Annotated in this window: 21 protein-coding genes; 1 reads left to right on the plus strand and 20 read right to left on the minus strand. The window is 46.4% G+C overall.

Translation table 11 applies throughout. From position 1 onward, the window contains the following. Nucleotides 1-176 precede the first annotated feature (176 nt). On the plus strand, nucleotides 177-1,433 hold the full coding sequence (gene gltS / locus OEL90_RS06890; RefSeq protein ID WP_291404285.1) for a sodium/glutamate symporter: 1,257 nt from the start codon (nucleotides 177-179) through the stop codon (nucleotides 1,431-1,433). 142 nt (nucleotides 1,434-1,575) lie between these two features. Here the strand turns inward: gltS and OEL90_RS06895 are convergent, their stop codons facing one another. The 20 genes from OEL90_RS06895 to OEL90_RS06990 form a co-directional block, all read right to left on the minus strand. Next, a complete protein-coding gene (locus OEL90_RS06895) occupies nucleotides 1,576-1,752 on the minus strand; it encodes a hypothetical protein (protein WP_300687643.1) in 177 nt (58 codons plus the stop codon). After that, nucleotides 1,736-2,356 (minus strand): PH domain-containing protein, encoded by a 621-nt coding sequence (locus tag OEL90_RS06900; RefSeq protein ID WP_291404287.1) that lies wholly within the window; start codon nucleotides 2,354-2,356, stop codon nucleotides 1,736-1,738. Before OEL90_RS06900 ends, OEL90_RS06895 begins: the two co-directional genes overlap by 17 nt. Before the next feature lie 62 nt (nucleotides 2,357-2,418). Further along, on the minus strand, nucleotides 2,419-3,612 hold the full coding sequence (locus OEL90_RS06905; protein ID WP_291404289.1) for a pyridoxal phosphate-dependent aminotransferase: 1,194 nt from the start codon (nucleotides 3,610-3,612) through the stop codon (nucleotides 2,419-2,421). Nucleotides 3,613-3,807: 195 nt separating this feature from the next. After that, nucleotides 3,808-4,149, minus strand: a complete 342-nt coding sequence (locus OEL90_RS06910; protein ID WP_291404291.1) for a hypothetical protein — start codon at nucleotides 4,147-4,149, stop codon at nucleotides 3,808-3,810. Between the two features lie 22 nt (nucleotides 4,150-4,171). Then, the gene (locus OEL90_RS06915; protein ID WP_291404293.1) at nucleotides 4,172-5,080 is read right to left on the minus strand and encodes a cell division protein FtsX; all 909 of its coding nucleotides are present in this window, start codon (nucleotides 5,078-5,080) and stop codon (nucleotides 4,172-4,174) included. Continuing rightward, the gene (locus OEL90_RS06920) at nucleotides 5,073-5,750 is read right to left on the minus strand and encodes a cell division ATP-binding protein FtsE (RefSeq protein WP_291404295.1); all 678 of its coding nucleotides are present in this window, start codon (nucleotides 5,748-5,750) and stop codon (nucleotides 5,073-5,075) included. Before OEL90_RS06920 ends, OEL90_RS06915 begins: the two co-directional genes overlap by 8 nt. A 10-nt stretch (nucleotides 5,751-5,760) precedes the next feature. Continuing rightward, the gene (locus OEL90_RS06925; protein WP_300687645.1) at nucleotides 5,761-6,954 is read right to left on the minus strand and encodes a PcsB-like coiled-coil domain-containing protein; all 1,194 of its coding nucleotides are present in this window, start codon (nucleotides 6,952-6,954) and stop codon (nucleotides 5,761-5,763) included. Between the two features lie 118 nt (nucleotides 6,955-7,072). Then, nucleotides 7,073-7,537: a hypothetical protein gene (locus tag OEL90_RS06930; RefSeq protein ID WP_300687647.1), complete on the minus strand. Its 465-nt coding sequence runs from the start codon at nucleotides 7,535-7,537 to the stop codon at nucleotides 7,073-7,075. 138 nt (nucleotides 7,538-7,675) lie between these two features. Continuing rightward, on the minus strand, nucleotides 7,676-8,203 hold the full coding sequence (locus tag OEL90_RS06935) for a GNAT family N-acetyltransferase (protein WP_291404300.1): 528 nt from the start codon (nucleotides 8,201-8,203) through the stop codon (nucleotides 7,676-7,678). 19 nt (nucleotides 8,204-8,222) lie between these two features. Next, the gene (locus OEL90_RS06940; RefSeq protein WP_291404379.1) at nucleotides 8,223-8,990 is read right to left on the minus strand and encodes a carbon-nitrogen hydrolase family protein; all 768 of its coding nucleotides are present in this window, start codon (nucleotides 8,988-8,990) and stop codon (nucleotides 8,223-8,225) included. A 28-nt stretch (nucleotides 8,991-9,018) separates the two neighbouring features. Next, on the minus strand, nucleotides 9,019-9,180 hold the full coding sequence (locus OEL90_RS06945; RefSeq protein ID WP_291404301.1) for a hypothetical protein: 162 nt from the start codon (nucleotides 9,178-9,180) through the stop codon (nucleotides 9,019-9,021). 142 nt (nucleotides 9,181-9,322) lie between these two features. Beyond that, entirely contained in the window at nucleotides 9,323-10,408 is a 1,086-nt protein-coding gene (gene hisC, locus OEL90_RS06950; protein WP_291404302.1) for a histidinol-phosphate transaminase, read from the minus strand. 154 nt (nucleotides 10,409-10,562) lie between these two features. Continuing rightward, entirely contained in the window at nucleotides 10,563-11,867 is a 1,305-nt protein-coding gene (gene larA, locus OEL90_RS06955; protein WP_291404303.1) for a nickel-dependent lactate racemase, read from the minus strand. Nucleotides 11,868-11,943: 76 nt separating this feature from the next. Further along, complete coding sequence (locus tag OEL90_RS06960; RefSeq protein WP_291404305.1) at nucleotides 11,944-12,348, minus strand: aconitase X swivel domain-containing protein; 405 nt, start codon at nucleotides 12,346-12,348, stop codon at nucleotides 11,944-11,946. Next, on the minus strand, nucleotides 12,348-13,565 hold the full coding sequence (locus OEL90_RS06965; protein ID WP_300687650.1) for an aconitase X catalytic domain-containing protein: 1,218 nt from the start codon (nucleotides 13,563-13,565) through the stop codon (nucleotides 12,348-12,350). The genes OEL90_RS06960 and OEL90_RS06965 overlap by 1 nt, the downstream gene beginning before the upstream one ends. A gap of 52 nt (nucleotides 13,566-13,617) precedes the next feature. Then, a complete protein-coding gene (locus OEL90_RS06970; RefSeq protein WP_300687651.1) occupies nucleotides 13,618-14,898 on the minus strand; it encodes a TRAP transporter large permease in 1,281 nt (426 codons plus the stop codon). Between the two features lies 1 nt (nucleotide 14,899). After that, nucleotides 14,900-15,394, minus strand: coding sequence for a TRAP transporter small permease (locus OEL90_RS06975; RefSeq protein WP_291404311.1), 495 nt, complete (start codon nucleotides 15,392-15,394; stop codon nucleotides 14,900-14,902). A gap of 133 nt (nucleotides 15,395-15,527) precedes the next feature. Further along, a complete protein-coding gene (locus OEL90_RS06980; protein WP_291404313.1) occupies nucleotides 15,528-16,574 on the minus strand; it encodes a DctP family TRAP transporter solute-binding subunit in 1,047 nt (348 codons plus the stop codon). A 112-nt stretch (nucleotides 16,575-16,686) separates the two neighbouring features. Beyond that, nucleotides 16,687-17,100 carry an aconitase X swivel domain-containing protein gene (locus OEL90_RS06985; protein WP_291404315.1) on the minus strand — a complete coding sequence of 138 codons (414 nt, stop codon included), beginning with the start codon at nucleotides 17,098-17,100 and terminating at the stop codon, nucleotides 16,687-16,689. Continuing rightward, on the minus strand, nucleotides 17,100-18,389 hold the full coding sequence (locus OEL90_RS06990) for an aconitase X catalytic domain-containing protein (RefSeq protein ID WP_331488110.1): 1,290 nt from the start codon (nucleotides 18,387-18,389) through the stop codon (nucleotides 17,100-17,102). Before OEL90_RS06990 ends, OEL90_RS06985 begins: the two co-directional genes overlap by 1 nt. Nucleotides 18,390-18,422: the final 33 nt, after the last annotated feature.

Below are 18,422 nucleotides of genomic sequence, written 5' to 3' on the forward strand. Positions count from 1 at the left end.
ACTATGAACTCAGACTGTAAGAAACTTTGATTTATGCATTAAGCGGCAGTACGGGTGAATACCTTGTATTGCCGCTTTTTTTCTTTTTTGCGCCAGTTAGCGACCTGTGTTACACTGGTTCTAGAATATATTAATAAGACGCACTCATTCAAAACCTAATCTCAGGAGGTATGTACATGTTCGAAATGAATCAAGAACTTGGAATGCTGGCACTCAATCTGGATATGATTCAGTTTTTGGCCTTCGCCACCATCATTCTGCTAATTGGCCAGTTCCTCAGAAAACGAATCAGCGTCCTTGAGAAGTACTGTATCCCCGCTCCAGTCATTGGCGGACTTCTGTTCGCGATCCTCGCCCTGGTTCTCAGACAAACAGGAGTTCTTGCTTTCGTCTTCAACAACACACTTCAAAGCGTATTAATGACTGCTTTCTTTACCACCGTTGGCTTCACAGCAAGTTTTCGCGTCCTTAAAAAAGGCGGCGTCAAAGTCTTCACCTTTTTAGCTGTAGCTGTCGTACTCGTCTTACTTCAGAACATTCTTGGCGTCAGCCTCGCGAAAGTTTTCGGTTTGAACGAGTTGATCGGTTTGGCTACTGGTTCGACCCCTATGACCGGCGGCCACGGCACCTCCGGCGCTTTCGCCCCTCTCTTTGAAGATCGCGGCGCACTCGGCGCAATGTCTGTTGCTATGGCAGCAGCGACTTTTGGTCTGGTTATGGGCAGCATGATTGGCGGTCCAATCGCGAAGGGTCTCATTGAGAAGCACAAACTCAAACCAGAAACAGGCGCTTCAATAAAAAATGCTGAAATGTCAGATTACCCTCAAATGCACGAAGATCCTGAGTTCGAAGCAACCCCTATTGAAGAGCAGCTGATTCCTGCAACCATCACTTCCGCAACCATTCAAATTATCCTCGCAATGGGGATTGGCACCATCATTTCTGCCCTTCTCGGTCAGTTCATGACTTTCCCGTCCTACATTGGCGCTATGTTCGCAGCAGCTATCATGCGAAATATTTCTGATATTAAAAAGACTTGGAAGACACCAGAAATTGAAATTGAAATGATTGGCGGCATTGCTCTTTCACTCTTCCTCGCAATGGCCCTCTCCAGCTTAAGACTCTGGGAACTCGCTGAACTCGCTGTCCCAATGGTCGTTATGCTGCTCGCGCAAACAATACTTATGGCCATCTTCGCTTATTTCGTGACCTTCAATGTCATGGGCCGCGACTTCAACGCCGCGGTTATTGCTGGCGGCCACTGCGGTTTCGGTATGGGTGCAACGCCTAACGCCATTGCCAATATGCAAGCCATCACCGGCCGTTTTGGTCCATCACCAGTCGCTTTCTTCATCCTTCCATTGGTAGGCAGCCTTTTCATCGACTTCTTCAATGCCGCCATCATCACCACCTTCATGAACTTCTTTGGCTAGAAGAACAACATAGTTTGAATTTCACACTTTAAAAAAACAACCCCGGTTTTTCGACCGGGGTTGTTCGTTTTTTGCATACTATTACTTATGACAGTCCATTGGGATTGGGCAAATTTTAATCCCTTCATCCTAAGTCTTGAGTCTATTTGTTAATCAGCAATTCATCCATAGGCCGCTTCGGCACATAAGTCACATGCTGCTCGTTCCGGGAGCAGCTGACGTCGCCGCTGTCCGGCAACTCCGTCAGTCTCACTGCCTCATCCGGTTTACCAATGTCGACGATTAACACCGGTTTTAGATGGTCAGGACTTTGGATCATATTTCGTATTATAACCAGGGTTTTCTTCCGGTCTCAGCGCATTTGGGTAATGGATGTCGCTTTTTATATCTACCGACATTTGCTTAATCCTCTTGTAAACATTATAGGGATCCTCAATATGCAGCAGCGCACCTTTATTGGAGGTACGCCGATTCCCATCTCCATCCCAATACATACTTGGTGTCAGGCGTATGGTGCCGCAGCCTCTCAGCTTCTCAATCAGTCCGACGTTAACTTCAGGTTCGCTGATCGCCATGAATTCCACCACATTTATATCTCGTCCAATGATTCCGGACTGGATATAGATCCGCTTGTCCGTCAACACATATTGGATGTAATTCCAGTTGATTGCCCTGTAGATGGGCCCGCCCACTGCGATCCAGACCGGCATCAAATGCAGCAGGAAGAATGGGATCATGAACAGTCCAAACCCCATAGGCAAGCCACCGCCAACCCCGAACATCAAGCCAATAAACGCGAAGTCAAAGGCACCCCAGACCAAAGCAACTATATACATCACTGGATTTCCTATAATATAGGTCACCTTTTCAGGTTTTCCCTCCCAAAGCTGATATTCATTTGAGTCCATCATGTCCCTGATCATGGCACAGACCTCCTTCAGCGACGCAGAAAGGCAATCGTCTTAATTGTTGTCAGGATTAAGCACTAGGCTTGAGCGCGGCATTCTTCGATTAAAGCTTTGAAGCCTGGCAACGCGTTCTCAATAGTGCTGTAAGCGACACAATAAGCGATTCTGACATAGCCCGGGCATCCAAAGGCACTGCCGGGTACCAAGAGAATATTTTTTGACTTGGCCATCTCAGCGAATGCTCTATCATCTGCAACCGGGGCTTTGACGAACATGTAAAACGCGCCTTCAGGTTTGATGCAGTCATAACCGAAAGCCTTCAAATTATTGTAGAGCAGTTCCCTGTTCCGGTTGTAACCTTCCAAATCCACTTGGGCATCCAGACATTTGGCAATGACGCGCTGGAACAGAGAAGGTGCATTGACAAAGCCAAGGATCCTGTTGGCAATATTCGCCGCGGAGACAAAGTTTTCAAAATCCGCCATTTCGGTTGGCATAACCAGATAGCCAATGCGCTCCCCTGGAAGGGACAACGATTTGCTGTAAGAATAGCCCACAATAGTATTGGCATAGTATTTGGTGAGATAAGGTACCTCGACACCGTCATAAGCCAGCTCGCGGTAAGGCTCGTCAGAAATTATGTAGATGCTGGTGCCCAGCGCTTTCTGCTTTTCATTGAGGATTTCGGCAAGCTTGATAATGGTCGCTTCCGAATACACGACACCCGTTGGATTATTTGGCGAATTGACTATAACGGCTTTAGTTCTGTCTGTAATCAGATCGCTGAAAGCATCAAGGTTCGGCTGAAAATCAACCGTATTAGGAGGAACAACGACCAGCTTAGCGTCATAGTTGGAAGCATAGCTGTTGTATTCCCCAAAAAATGGCGCAAACGTAATGACTTCGTCTCCTGCATTGAGCAGCGTCTTGAAAACGACATTTAATCCCCCTGCAGCACCAACGGTCATTAGGATGTTTTTTGCGTTAAAGCCCGTTCCAAAGCGTTTGTTCAAGCTTTGAGCGATCGCTTCCCGCACATCTTCGTAGCCGGAATTGTTCATGTAACCATGAATGGCTGCGGGTTTTTCTTCCTGAAGAATTTCTATAATTGCCTTTTTAACTTCTTCCGGTGCTTCGACATTTGGATTGCCAAGACTGAAATCATAGACGTTCTCTGCACCGTAAATGCTGGCAAGGCGCTTGCCTTCCTCGAACATGGCGCGGATCACGGAGCTCTTTGAGACTTGTTCCATCATTTTGTTGGATATCACTTAAATCAACCCTTCCTCTGAAAATTTATTTTATGGGGTAGCTGCATTAATCTTTATCTTAATTTAGCATAAAAAAATAAGGAAAGAAAGTCCCGCCCCTGCTGCAGCTGCCAGCAGGGGCGGGACTTTCTTCCCCTTTTTAGTATCAATCACCACACACACGACCACTCGCGTCAGTCATGCCTAAACCTGCTTCTATTTGAATTCCCTGTCCAAAATCTCAGTAATCTGATCTTTTGTCTGGATACTAGCGGTTGCGGCGACAACTTTGCCGCTCTTATAATAGACCGTAAATGGCAGCCCTCTGAAGTTGCGGCATTCAGGGAGCGTTTTGATAATTTTGGCTTCCGGCGAATCAAATTCCATATCTCTGAACTCTACATTAGGATACTTGCCTTCTAGACTTTCCATAGCACCGTAGACCGGAATACACATAGGACCCATGCGTCCGCAGCAGACCATGACATTTTCATTTTCGTTAATTGTATCCTCCAGCTCTTTGGCTGTCACAAGATGTTTAAGATTGGTATCCAGCATTATTGTCCGCTCCTTTCTTATTTTACACCCGCATCCCATGATTTCGAATCATGCTGAGGCCAAGCAGGCTTGCGGCCAGGCCAAGGACAAAGCTCGCCGCCACCGCGCCCCACAAAGTCACAGAAATCATACGGTCGGCATTAACAGGCGGCAGGAAGGTAATGACCTCGGCCAGATCTGCACTGACGACCGTCACAAACCACAAAAAGAGTCCGGCTGCCAGGAGTCCTGCCAAGGTGGTCAACAATACGCCGCCCATGACATAGGGCTGATAGATAAATCCATTTGGGGCGCCCAGCAGTTTCAGCGTCATAATCTGCTCGCGGTTGGAATGCACCCCTTCGCGAATGATGTGGGAGGTGACCATTAAGGTGGCCAGTCCCACGGCTAAGGCTACAAAAATCCCAACCCCGGAAACGACGCCCGCAATGGAGGCTACCTTTTCCAGCACTGTCTGATTGTCCCGGACATAGACCACACCGTCGAGGCTTTTGATCTCGGCAATCACTTCAGTCAGCTTGCTCAGATCGATGCCCACTTCCAAATAAGGTTCGAAGGGGTTCTCGTCAAACTGGGTCAGAACTGCTGCGTCCTGCCCTAAAATGACGGACATTTGCGTGTAGGCGTCTTCTGCGCTGATGGGGAGTGTGGTCAGGGTGCCATCGGCAGACTCAATCTCTGAGATCAGGTCGGACAAATCCAGGTCGCCGCTTTCAACCCGGGCCGCGTCATAATAAACGCTGATCTCCGCCTCGTTCTCAAGGGCCTGAACCAGGCTGGTGCTGATCTGCCAGCTGCTCATAGCCAAAATAGCCACGAAAAAGATCAGGGTCAGACTGATGAGGGACAGGAGACTGGAAATGCCGTTCAGCCTTAAGATAGTTTTAACTTCCTGGAAGACGTAGCCCAGGTTGCTCAGCAGTTTAGACATCTGCACCCCGCCTTTCTGCGGTCATCTGCCCCGCTTCCATGATCAGGTGCAGGAGCGGTTGACCCGTGGTCATGAGATGCGTCGCATGGGTCGTTATGACAACCGTTGTCTCAGGAGAACGGAAGGACTCCAGGAGACGCAGGATGTGGATCGCGTTGTCTTTGTCCAGGTTGCCGGTGGGTTCATCTGCAACAATCAGAATGGGGTTCCGGGCGACAGCCCTGGCAATGCTCACGCGTTGACACTCGCCCCAGGACAGGTTGCTGATAGGATGATGGCGCTTATGGTCCAGGCCCACTCTGTGAATGCTTTCCTCCGCCCTGACCTTCCTGTCATGAGGCTTGATATCCAAAAAACGCATGCCCAGCAGGACGTTGTCCAGAACGGTCCGGCCTTCTAAAAGTCGGAAATCCTGGAAGACGGGTCCGACCTGCTTTCGCATCTTTCTAATGGCACTTTCGTGGTGTGGCGACATAGGCTGGCCCAAAACCTCCAAGTTGCCGGAGGAGGTGAATTCAATGCCCATCAGCAGTTTTAACAGGCTGGTCTTGCCCGAGCCGCTGGGACCGGTAATATAGACCAGCTCACCTTTTGGAATGTGAAGATCGAAGGTTTTCAGGGCCTGTGTCCCGTCGCGGTAGGTCAGACTGGCTTTTTCGGCATGAATCATGGGACACCTCCTAAAAAAGTTTAATGTCTATGGTGAGCGCAATCGTCCCATCCTCATGGGTGATCCGGCGCAGTGTGCTTTTGCCCAGGGTGCCTGATAAGTCAAAGGTCAAGGTGCCCCTTGAAACCAGATCCTCCAGGGCGGCTTTGCTCATTGAAACGCCTTGGAAAGAGCCGCTTTCGACTTTGAATGCCAGTTGGCGCTCTTCCACAATCTCGAAATACCCCTGAAGCTCAGCCTTTTCCTTGACAAAGGTCATGAGGACACCTTTTTTTGTGAAGTCAAAGCGAAGCTCGGGCAGGTCTTGCCGGCTGCTGAGCGCTGTGTTGAATTTGTCATCCGTGATCCGCCCTTGAACCCCGCTTGGAGAAAACTCAAGCTCAATCGTCCCAGTAGGAACATCCCCTGACTCCAGCATTTCTGACAGAGCGGTGACTGACTCGGTGAAGACGGGTTTGAAGGCGGACCAGCTTTGATCCAGTTTCTTGAGGTTCGCCTCATAAAAAGCCCGGTCTGAGGCCAGGGCCTGCAGCTGGGATTCGAGGGCGGTTCGTGCTTCAGACAGGCTTCGCAGGGTCTCTGCCAGCTCTGCTTCTTTTGCCTTTTGCGCCGCAAAGAGCAATGAAAGTGCCGCCTTTTCTTCTTCCAGCCTGAGGCGCGCTGCCTGGGTCTCCTGCATCAGGGTATCTGTCTTGCGGGACAATTCCCTGAGCAGATTTAACCGCCTGAGCAGATCCTTGAGACTTGTGGCGTTGAGAACAACTTCGAGGTTGGAGGCAGCACCCGCCCGCTGCTGGGATTTCAGGATCTCCCCCAGTGTGTCTCTGACAGCGTCATAAGCCTTGGCGCTTTCGTTGATCTGAAACTGCTTTTCTTCAATTTGACCGCCAAGAGCGCTGATGTCGTTTTGGATGACGGCCATTTCAGCCTCCAGCTGATCAATACGCGAAGCGGTCTCGAAGAGCTCAGACAACAGGACGAGTTCCTCGGCATTCAGGTTTTCAATGGCTTCAAGGGTTTCCTGAGCAACAGGGGCATGGGGCTGTGAAGTGGCTTTGGGTGGGGCCTGAGTGGCGAAGACCATCGGCAGAGCACCAAAAAAAGCTGTGGAGGCGGTGACCGTCAGGAGGATCCAAAGAGCGGCCTTCCCTACTCGGGACTTTGATTTAGCTGTGATCTGTTCATTCGAAATGCGGTCCTTCATGCACTCACCTGCCTATATCATTCGTAATAGGTGCTCAATTGGAAAAGGGTGCCCATTTAAGAGAAATCTTTAAGAGGTTACTGGCAGCTGACGATTCTCTGAGGGCACCCTCATTAAGTTATTTCAACCCGCCCAGCACCTGTTTAACCAGGCTGACCGGAAACGCGCTGCGTTCCCAAAGAACTTTAAGGGCGTACAGGCCCTGTAGGGCACCCACGCAGAACATTATGACGTGAAGGGGCACAATCATTCGAAGCATCAGGCACTGAACGACAATCCAGATGATCAGGCCTGCGCCCAGGATGCCAGAGGCGTACCCGTGGATCAGAGCGCCTCGGTCCGGCTGCTTCCAGTGTAGTACAAGCCAAGAGGCTGCGGCCAGATTGCCGAGACCAAACAAGGTAAATAGAATGATCCCAGGGATGAGGAAGGTCTCAAAGGGACCTGTTTTGAGCAGTTCCACACTTGCGCCTCCCGGTGCGACAGGGTTGAGGATGGCACCAAGACCACCTGCGATAGCACCCACGCCAACGAAAACATGGAGCAGCAGCATTAGACTCCGGATAAGCTTGACGACGTTCATGGCTCTTTTCTCCTTCATATGTAGGTTTTATGAAGCCAACTCACGGGTGCGGCCGGTATTCGGCGCTTATGAGAAACAGGATGTCCATTTGGCATACTTGTCCGTCAATGCTGTCGGTTACAGGTGAATCCTTACTGCCTAAAGTGTCAGTTCCCACCGTTCTTCAGTTTGAACCTTCCCCCAGATGTCGTGGGTCTCGATCTCGGTAATCTGAAAACCAAAATCCGTATAAAGGTGGCGCGCAGCATCCAGTTGGCTGACGGTCCAGAGAAATACTTTGTTGTAACCCGCCGCCTTTGTAAACTCCAGTGCAGCGCGCATCATGGTCCGGCCTAGTCCCAAGCCGCGGTATTCGGGCTCAATGAGATACCACCTGAGCTGAGCCTCTGTGTCGTCCACGCGGACAATGGCGATCATGCCGGCGCGTATACCTTCAGACCCTGTGCCTTTCCAGGCCTCAGCTACCCAAAGATTTTCCTTTTCAGGAATTGCCGTAGCGCCAAAATCGTAGACCGGTCCCTCCACGTAGGGGCGGAAAGTATCGTCAAAACCCTGTTCCTCCGCATAGAGCCTGTCATGGCGGTCTATGACCCAATCGAGGTCACTTTTTTGGAACTGTCTGAGTGTAAAACTGATAGGTCCTTGATCAGCTGTAGGATGGGTCATTTGGATCGCCTCCATGGCATTATTGTTCTTCAAGGGTAACTATTTCGAAGTCTTTTGAAACCAGCCTCTGGGCGTCAAAGTCCCATTCGAAAATCAGCGCTTCGGAGCGCTGGGTTTTGTGGGTCAGAAGACGCTCACCCCGGTGGATCACCAGGCTCTGGGCCTCCCAAAATTTCACGGTTTTGTCCTCTCCTGTCCGGTTGCACACAAACACCGGCAGTCCCGTCTCCCTGGAGCGCTGCTCCCACTCGCCCTCAGGTCCGTAGTGCCCGGGTCCCCAGGCACTTGGCGCCACCAGCACCTGCACCCCCTGAGCGAGGTGCCCGTCCGCGACTTTATTGGTGTAAGCGTCCGCACAGATCATGATGCCCACACGGATCTGGTTAATGACTACCGGCTTAATCTCCTCGCCAAAGCTCGACCAGCCGTCCGAGTGCACAATCATTTTCCTCTGGCTGCCGATGGTCCCTTGCCCACCACCCAGCACAAAGACAGTATTATAAAAAAGTCCATCTTCGCCTCGTTCCGGCTGACCAAGGAACAGATAAGCGCCTGCGTCACTCACGCGCCTTCCGAGCTCCAGAGTCCAGGCATCCGGCTGCGCCTCAATCCAGGCCGTACCTATCAAATGGGAAAACTGAAGCCCGCTGACAGCGGTTTCCGGGGTGATGATCCATTTCGCGCCCGCCTTAAGGGCGGTATCAACGCCGCGCTCGATCAGGCGCCTGTTATGCTCCAGTTTGCCGGCAATGGCATTAAGGTGCAGCATCGCAATTTTAAGTGTCATCAAGATGGGTTCCTCCGGCGTCGTCATGTTAAGGCTTCAGCTTCTGAAGCGTTGTCTCAGTGCAGACTTCTTTGGTCTCCAGGTTGATATGCGTCATCTCCAGGGTTTCCTCAGGAGAAAAGTCCATCCAGTACTCCGGCACTTGATAAACAAAGCCGCAAAGCGGGCATTTGTAATAGGTGAGCTCCAAGGTATCGACCTCCTTGTCAGTGTGAATACGTATGGATTATTATAGCATATTTGGAGAAAGGAAACGACACCCCCGTGGGGGTGTCGCTGGGTTTTGAATCTTAGCAGGATAGAGGTATCCAAAAAGTATGCACGCTTAATATTTACTTCTTCATCCATCGATCCATTGAATTGATCACTGCGGTCATAGCTTCATCTGAGCCAGTGGAAATCCTTCCCCAATTGTCATATCCCCAGACCGTGCCAGGTGTTATAAAGATCCCATCCTTAGAAAAATGTTGGATTACCTCCAAAACAGGTCGATCAAAATTTACAAATACAAAATTGGCGAAGGATGGCACATATTCGAGTCCATTAGAATCAAAATAATCGTACAGCCTTTTCAATGATCTTTTGTTTTGCTGTATGCTTTTCTGAACATGTCTAGGATCTTGAAGCGCCGCTAGAGCAGCCGCTTGAGCCAATATATTAACATTAAACACAAGCTTGACTTTAAGTAAAGCCTCTATAATTTTTTCAGAAGACACAGCATATCCAACTCTCATACCTGCAAGACCTGATGATTTAGAAAATGTTCTTAGCACAATCAGATTATCGTAATCCTTCAGGTAAGCAATGCCATCCGGATACTCCAGACAGTCTGCTGCATAATCGTAATAGGCTTCATCAAGCAGAATGACTATATCTTTTGGTACCTGTCCAAGTAATTCAATTAATTTTTCCCTACGAATAATTGTACCGGTAGGGTTATTAGGGGAAGTCAAAAAAATTAATTTGGTTTTTGAGGTTATTGCTTCCAGTATTCTCTGGGGTTCGAAATCAAAAGACTCAAAACGAACTTCTTTGAGAATCCCATTCATGAGTTGGACATTATTTCTATAGAGTGTGAAATAGGGAACACTGGCAATAGCTTCATCCCCTGGATCAATTAAAATTTCTGTCACAAGTCTGATAATCTCGTCTCCGCCATTTCCGAGAAGGATTTGTGACGGCTTAGTACCCAACAGCCCAGATAGCGCAAGTCTAAGTCTGTCTGAACCTGCATCCGGATAAGTGCTGATCTGATCAATAATCGTAGCAATCGCTTTCATGGCTTCAGTTGATGGGCCCATGGGATTTTCGTTTGCATTCAATTTGTACACCTGATCTAAACCTAATTCTTTCTTTAGCTCCGAGATCGGTTTTCCAGCTTTGTAGGGGTCGAGTTGCTTTAAACAATTTCTAAACAAGGATCAAACCTCCCTGAGCCGCAAGCCAGTACAGTGATTTTGAAATTTCTGTGCAAAAGAGGTTCACCCTTTGGAGAATTTCAGGCAAAATCCATTTTAATAATGCACAGTTACTTTGGAAATGTACCGCTGGTCAGCACATGAATTCAAGCATTTAACAAAATTCGCCCTCTCCCTGACCTTTTAATACCGGCAAGCAGTCCCCACCACGCGGCAGGATGCCAATGGTTGCGCCAGGATTCCGCTTTAGCAGCTGATCCACTGCTGACTGTACACTTTCCTCACGTTTGTAGCCCAATACCTCGACATCTTCATCACTCAGACCATGTGATACAACTAAAATCTGAGCTTTTTCTCGAGCTCTTGAATTACATACAGCAAGAACAGCTGAAATGAGATCAATCGATTTGTCATCAATTGGTGCAGACTTTGCTTTTTCGAGAATGTCATGATAACTCATACTCAACCATTCAGAAAATTTGGGGTGATTGTGGGCAAGACCTTCATAGCAAGGGCTGGCAAAGACAATAGTTCCACCTGGCTTGACAGCAAAATAGGCTGAGGTAACCCCTTTCAAAGCTTGCCAAAAATCCAAATCTGCAGGGTAGGAGCTGACGACGACAATATCGGCAAGTTCTGGCATTTCAATAGAAAATGCATTTCTTGAAATTCTGGCACCTTCCCGATGGGCCTCAACAAAATCACCGCTGACAATTTCTATAACTTCGCCAAGATGATTCTTGACGGTGTTGATGATGAATTTCAATCCCGCTTGTCTTGCGACCTGCTCCATTCCAAGCCTGCACGGATTGTCTACAACGCCAAGCGGGATCTCATCAAGCATTGCAGCCGAAATATGTGTTGCGGCAGTAGTAGGGTATCCACAAATGCCTGGTTGCAGAATCTTTGCTCCACCTGAAAATCCAGCATCTGAATGCGGAATTATATTTCCAATGCCAATTATGAAATCCACTTCATTGACTTTTTTGTTGACCTGAACAGGAATCTCAAATCCTTTTACGAAGACTGAAGGCATAGTGATCATGCTGCCTTCATCTTGGTAATCATGCTGATGGATCTTGATTTTATCGAATAAATCCGGCCCAACTTTCTCCAGTATTTCTGCTTCCGTCATCATCCTGTGAGATCCAGGTGCCGTCAAAATCTCAATCTGTTCGTACGTCAATCCGCACTCTAGAAGGTAATCGACTAAAACAGGCAGGATTTCCTTAACCGGCGTTGATCTAGTCGCATCCTCAATCAATATGAGGACGCGGTCTTTTGGTTTCACGCATGCCTTGAGCGGCTGGCAGCCAAAGGGATTCTCCAGACTTTTTCGAACTGCATCAGCTAGATGGGACTCCCCCTTTGTGTTCTTTAAATTGCCTTCAAATAAAAAATTTTCATTTGGAATTTCAAAAGTAATACTGTCTGGTCCATAGGGTATCTTCATTTGCATGAATTGAATGCCTCCCTCTAGTTCGGGTAATCAATTTAAGTATGGCAGTTTGAATTGAATTCTCGAACACTTATGGTCACAAAATTTCAATCCAGCCCTCTGTGGCATTCAGAATAATCCGATCACCATCTTTTATCAGCTTGTAGAATTCAGGGTCTACTTTGTGGACCATGGGCACTTCAAATATCAACGCACTTGAAACTAATACCGGATCTGCATGCTCAATGATCATACCAAGGGGGCTTTTTTGATTGCGTCCAAGCTTAAAAAGACCATCGGCCTGGACTACTGAACTGCCTTTTCCAGACGGCATCATCAAAATCTTGCCAGCAATATTACGGCCTTCCAGATCATGATTACGTTCGACAACTAACCCGGTTTCAGGCTCAACCAAGTAATAGCACACAGCATCTTTTGAAATAATGACTTCAGCTTCAGCGTAACCTTCAGAAATTCGTTTACAGGAAAATTTTGTTCCCATTATTTAAGCACCTCCCCGAGAATCGCAGCCTCAACCGCTTCTTCCAACGGACGAATTTTGAATTTAATTCCTCTGATCTCGTTGTAATAAGCGCACTTCGGAGAGTCGGTGACTGCATTCTTCCCGTAGTACGGCTGCCAGCAAGGTGGTACATCAATACATGTATCCGCGATGATATGACCACCAGCGCGTTGAATGACATCCAAGAAACCCATGCGGTCCGCTAGCTCACGCGTTAACGAACTGGTCAGCACCCAAAAGTCCACAGCGAATTTACGCTCACCAACGGTCTTAGCAATCGTCTCTACTTGATCTATAGTGAGATGAGGGCATCCAAACATGGCAAAATCGATTTTGCCTGGCTCCCTGCACAGCCTTTCTCTGGTCGCAGCCAAGTCCTGATCTGTAATTTTTATCCGATGTTTTATTTTGTTGTTTCCGAATGCAGCTTCTAGCGTTGGCGCTTCCGGTGTAATTCCTACCATGTGATACATGGAGACAGCGCCGGAGGTATTGAGTTGAGCTCCAAAATTCATGAATCCAGCAGGCGTTGGTCTTGATTTTATGCCGGTGAAAACCGGAATCTCCAGCCCTTTATAAAGTTCTGGATAGCACCATCCCAGGAGTTGATAATCAAAATCTGTTTCTATTTTGGCAGTGACTTCAACCAAGATTTCGCCTTTGCGGTTTTCATCCAACAACAGCCCATATTCCGGAACCAAGCCTGTAATGGCGGCACAAAGTGCACTTTGAGAAGACTCCCGATTACTTCTTGCCCCAAATACTGAATTGACATAAGGTGTGGCGCTGGATTCCGAAAAGGCGATGACTTCTCCAAACCCTGGAACGTTTTGTTGTAAATACGGTGTGCAATCGAAGGTTAATGTCGCCCCAATTTGCTTATAAGCTTCATTTGTGGCACTGACAATATCAATACCAGCCTTTGGAATCTCAAAAAGATGTTTTTTCAAATATTTAAGGTCAATACTCGGATTGACAGTTGGTGATACCTTGCAATGCGCACCTAGCTTGAGAAGTTTATCCACAAACCAAAGATCTGCATCCTGAGCACTTAATGCCACATGAGCCCGTGTAATGGGCACCATGCGTTCAGCCTCAAATGTCTCACCCATTGCAACTTGAATTTTCATTGCCGCTGCAATGCCTTCTCCATATTTGCCTTCGAGCATATCTTTTTCTTCAACGGTTAACTTCATAGTGCACCTCCATAGATCACTGATGTCAAAGTATTTTTGAATGCATATTTACTTATTTCAACAAATCAACCAAAAACATTGTGGTGGCCGGCACATAAGTCGTGATCATTAAAACTATGATCAAAGCCAGCAAAAAATATTTCATGTATTTCATCATGCTGCCAATAGAAACCTTACCTACAGCTGATGCCACAAACAGATTGATACCGTATGGTGGTGTGACAAAACCTATTGCCAGGTTCATTGTGATGACAACACCAAAAGTGATAGGTGACATGCCAAGTTGAGTCACAATTGGCAGGAGTATTGGGGAAAGGATGATGGTCGCTGGAATATTATCGATTAAACAACCTATCGCCAGAAGAAATAAGTTTATGATCAACAAAAGCAAAATTTTGTTGGTTGTAAGGGTCATGATAGCATCTGCAATCGCCGTTGGGATCTGCTGAATGCTCAGATACCCCGCAAAAGCCATGGAAAAACCCACCATAAAGGTTGTGATGCCATTGATCAAAATAGTATCAAATAATGATTTGTAAAGCAGCTTCCAGGTAAGCTCTTTGTAGATAAAGGCGCCAACAAACGCTGAGTAGACGACTGCAATGACCGCAGCTTCCGTAGGGGTAAAAACGCCAGCATAAATGCCACCGAGGACGATGGTTGGTGCCAATATTGCCCAAATGGCTTCTTTGAAGGACGTTATAACTTCTTTTGGTTTAGGAAAATGCCCAGTGCCTTTGTAGCCGTATTTTTTAGCCAATATATAAGAGGTCGCGAGTAATGCAACACCCATTAAAACACCAGGAATAAAACCTGCAATAAACAAGTCGCTTATGGAAGTGTTGACAACGACACCATAGATAACGAACGGAATACTTGGATGAATGACGACACCGATGGTTCCTGCAGCAGCAGTTAAAGATGCAGCAAAACCTGTGTCGTAATCTCTTTCCTTCATAGCTGGGATCATGAACGTTCCAATAGCCGATGTCGTCGCCATGGCCGAACCGGAAATGGCCGCGAAAAACATGCATGATACCGTTGTAACCATAGCAAGTCCGCCAGTAAAGTAACCAAAGATCATGTTAGCAAAATCAAGGAGTCGCTTTGCCACACCGCCTGTACTCATCAGGCTTCCAGCAAGGATGAAAAACGGTATAGCCATCAAAGGAAATGAATCACACCCAGCAATTGCGTTTTGGGTCACCATTACAAGTGGAATATCCGAAAATAAGAACAGTGTTATAGCCGTCGATATGCCAACTGCATATCCGATTGGTACGCTGAGAACGATCAGGACAATAAAGGATCCAAACAGAAACAACGCTTCCATCTTATATTGTCCCCCCTTCCGTTTCTTTTGCTGGTTTGAATAATTCAACAAGTTGGTCAAGGATATAGATACTCGTTATAGCTGAACTAAATGGCAGGGATAAATAGACATAGCTGAGTGGAATTTTCAAAGCAGTCGAAAGTGCATTTCTTCCCGCTATTTTCATCACTAATTGATAACCATTAATGACGAGAAAAACGCAAAACAGCAACAGGATCGTCAAGGCTATGACATTTAACCATTTTGCACCAGCAGGACTTAGTTTCTTCGCAAATATTTCAACCCTGATTTGCTCTTTCAAACGAATTCCCACACCAGTTCCTAACCAGATTTGCCAAATAAATATGTAACGCGCAAGCTCTTCACTCCATGATAATGAATTATTAAATACATATCTCATTATGACCTGTATAAAGATCAACGTAACGGTAAAAACAAGGCTTGCGACTAATAATCGCTCTTCAAATTTAGTATAGAGGCGAAGCAATTTTCTCATCCACGTCACCTTCTTCCAATATAAACTTCATTAAGATAACAAAATTCTCTTGACCATTTACCAAATTTAGAAAGATGCCGGGAGGCAAGTACAACCTCCCGGCAAAATGGGACAAAGATTGCAAGGGGAAAATTTATTTGTTGTATTGATCGATAAGGTCAAACCATTCTTGACCGAATTCCGCTTTATATTTGTCATGCATTGGAACCAGTGCATCCATAAATTTCTGCATATTTTCTGCAGAAATTTCATTAACTTTCATTCCTGCTTCTTTCAGCTTATCAACAGTTGCAATATTGTCGTTAATTTCGTCTTCGCGTTCTGCTTCTACCAGGAATTTTCTAGCACCGTCCTTGACAACATTCTGTTGATCTTCAGACAAACCGTTAAAGAAATCAGCATTGATGATGTTGACAAGATAAGATTGAACGTGGCTGGTTAGGCTGTAGAATTCCTGTACTTCATAGAATTTTGATGCATAAACAAGAGCAGGCGCGTTTTCCTGACCATCAACTGTGCCTTGCTGCAAACCAGTAAACACTTCACCGAAGCTCATAGGCGTTGGATTCGCGCCCAAGTATTTGAACATGTCTATGAAAACTGGACTTTCCATAACACGCATCTTTATGCCTTCAAGATCTTTTGGTTCGTTGATTGGTCTGACATTGTTTGACATACTTCGGGCGCCATTATAACTGTAACCTAAGTTCATGAGACCGACCGGCGCCAATTTTTCATCCAGTTTCTTTCCAAGATCACCATCTAAAGCATTAAAACCTGCACGAACATCTTTAAAAATAAATGGTAAGTCAAGGAGGCCAAAAATTGGGTCATATGCTGTCAGGACAGCGGTTGATGGTATTGAAATCTGAACGGTATTCAACGCGACAGCTTCAGTAATTTGAAGGTCGCCACCCAATTGTCCGTTTGGAAATAATTGAACTTCAATAGATCCGCCTGATTCTTTCTCTACGTAATCTTTAAAAGCAACTGCAGCTCGATGTGTCGCTGTATCTTCAGAAACAATGTGGGCCACCTTTATGACAACTTTTTCAGCTGGTGTTTCTGCAGGGGTTTCGGCAGGTGTCTCAGTTGCAGGCGCAGGTTCAGGACTGCTGCAGCCAGCCGTCATACCAATAATCATCACAAGAATCAACAGAAGTGCAGATAACTTTTTCATAGTCTTCCTCCTCAATTTTGATGTTCACTCCAAACAACCCAGACCTTTAGACTATAAGTAATTTAAAGTTCTGATCACTCACCTCCAAAACAATTCAATTTGCCAAAATGAATCAGATAAATTCGACTCTTTCTGAATTTGCATCCACCCTGACCTTGCAGCCGTCTTTTAATTCAGCATAGAATGCTTCATCCAATTGATCCACCATAGGGACCTCCATTATGATAGCACTGGAAACAAGCACTGTATCAGGATTCTGAATGATCATAGCCTTAGGTGCATTCTGTTTCATTGCCAGCTGATATAGACCGTCGGCTTGGACCACTGAACTTCCTTTTCCGCCCGGAAAGACTAAAATCTTACCAGCAATGCTTTTACCTTCTAGATCATGGCCCTTTTCAATCACCTCTCCTGTTTCAGGATTGATCAGATAAAACATAATGTCGTCTTTTGAAACAATTACTTCACCCTCAGCGATACCTTCTGAGATGCGATGGCATGAAAAACTTTTTTCATTGACAGACATTAATCGATTTCCCCTTTCAGCGCGGCGTCAATGCAGGTTTCAAGGTCTCTTATGACAAAATTCAGCCCCCTGCGTTTTGGATAATAGGCACATTTTGGAGAATCCGTTATACCGGTTTTTCCTGAAAGATAGTGCCAGCATGGTTGATCCGGACAAGTGTCTGATACTATATCCCCACCGGATTCTCTAATCGTCTCCAAGAAACCCATTCGATCCGCCATTTCTTTAGTATGACTCGAGGTGAGGATCCACATTTCGACAGCTAATTTTTTGCCGCGGATACGCTCAGCGATGATCTGAACTTGACGAAGGGTGAAATGAGGACAACCAAACATGGCAAAGTCAATTTTTTGTTCACCGGGCTCTGAGATTTGAGACAGAATCTCCTTCAGATCATCATTTGTGATTGTAACTATTCGTTTAGGTTCTTTTCCGCCAAACGCGGCTTCCATAGTTGGTGCTTCAGGTGTAACACCCAAAACGTGGAACATGCCATATGCACCAGAGGTATTAAGTTGTGCCCCAAGATTCATAAAAGATTCAGGCGTGATTGGTGTAGGGAGACCAGTAAAAACAGGAATGCCCGGTCCAATTTTCTTTCCCATATATCCAAGAAGTTGATATTCAAAATCGCTTTTTATATCAGCTTCAACATTGACCAAGATATCGCCGAATCGATTTTCATCGAGTAAGAGTCCATATTCGGGGACAACACCTGTAATAGCAGCACATAGTGCACTCTGAGCTGCCTCTCGATTCGATCTTGCTCCCCAAACACTATTGATGTAAGGTGTTGCACTTGACTCAGAAAAGGCAGTAATTTCTCCAAAGAATGGGACATTGGTTTGTATGTATGGCGTACAGTTATAGGATAGTACTGCGCCAAGTGCCTTATAAGTATCGTGAGTACGCTGCATCAGGCTCGCGAATTCATCAGTGACTTTACCTGCACTTCTGAAATAGTTGAGATTAAACCCTGGATTTACAGTCGGTGGAATTTTACAGTGCGCACCCGCTTTCAACAATTTTTCTGCGAACCAAAGGTCAGCCTCTTGATTACTGAGGGCCACGTGAGCACGCGTTATTGGTACCATTCTTTTTGCGTGAAAAGAATCTCCAATTGCTACCTGAATTTTCATAGCGATTGCAGTACCTTCTCCATGCTTGCCTTCAAGCATCTCCCTTTCGAACTTTGTCAGTTCCACAATTCTGCCTCCTTGTAAGAATGTATTATTTTGCAGCACCTTCTCAAATTTCATAAACTTTAAAGAAACTAAAGCTATATTCACGCACCATTCAACCTGTATACAGGTTGAAATATA

This window comes from Acidaminobacter sp. (assembly GCF_030247605.1).
Taxonomy (GTDB): Bacteria; Bacillota; Clostridia; order Peptostreptococcales; family Acidaminobacteraceae; genus Acidaminobacter.

Coding starts and splice junctions, on each gene's coding strand:
- gltS (WP_291404285.1), top strand. CDS start 177: ATGTTCGAAATGAATCAAGAACTTGGAATGCTGGCACTCAATCTGGAT.
- OEL90_RS06895 (WP_300687643.1), bottom strand. CDS start 1,752: ATGATCCAAAGTCCTGACCATCTAAAACCGGTGTTAATCGTCGACATT.
- OEL90_RS06900 (WP_291404287.1), bottom strand. CDS start 2,356: ATGATCAGGGACATGATGGACTCAAATGAATATCAGCTTTGGGAGGGA.
- OEL90_RS06910 (WP_291404291.1), bottom strand. CDS start 4,149: ATGCTGGATACCAATCTTAAACATCTTGTGACAGCCAAAGAGCTGGAG.
- OEL90_RS06915 (WP_291404293.1), bottom strand. CDS start 5,080: ATGTCTAAACTGCTGAGCAACCTGGGCTACGTCTTCCAGGAAGTTAAA.
- OEL90_RS06920 (WP_291404295.1), bottom strand. CDS start 5,750: ATGATTCATGCCGAAAAAGCCAGTCTGACCTACCGCGACGGGACACAG.
- OEL90_RS06925 (WP_300687645.1), bottom strand. CDS start 6,954: ATGAAGGACCGCATTTCGAATGAACAGATCACAGCTAAATCAAAGTCC.
- OEL90_RS06930 (WP_300687647.1), bottom strand. CDS start 7,537: ATGAACGTCGTCAAGCTTATCCGGAGTCTAATGCTGCTGCTCCATGTT.
- OEL90_RS06935 (WP_291404300.1), bottom strand. CDS start 8,203: ATGACCCATCCTACAGCTGATCAAGGACCTATCAGTTTTACACTCAGA.
- OEL90_RS06940 (WP_291404379.1), bottom strand. CDS start 8,990: ATGACACTTAAAATTGCGATGCTGCACCTTAATGCCATTGCCGGCAAA.
- larA (WP_291404303.1), bottom strand. CDS start 11,867: ATGCAAATGAAGATACCCTATGGACCAGACAGTATTACTTTTGAAATT.
- OEL90_RS06960 (WP_291404305.1), bottom strand. CDS start 12,348: ATGGGAACAAAATTTTCCTGTAAACGAATTTCTGAAGGTTACGCTGAA.
- OEL90_RS06965 (WP_300687650.1), bottom strand. CDS start 13,565: ATGAAGTTAACCGTTGAAGAAAAAGATATGCTCGAAGGCAAATATGGA.
- OEL90_RS06970 (WP_300687651.1), bottom strand. CDS start 14,898: ATGGAAGCGTTGTTTCTGTTTGGATCCTTTATTGTCCTGATCGTTCTC.
- OEL90_RS06975 (WP_291404311.1), bottom strand. CDS start 15,394: ATGAGAAAATTGCTTCGCCTCTATACTAAATTTGAAGAGCGATTATTA.
- OEL90_RS06980 (WP_291404313.1), bottom strand. CDS start 16,574: ATGAAAAAGTTATCTGCACTTCTGTTGATTCTTGTGATGATTATTGGT.
- OEL90_RS06985 (WP_291404315.1), bottom strand. CDS start 17,100: ATGTCTGTCAATGAAAAAAGTTTTTCATGCCATCGCATCTCAGAAGGT.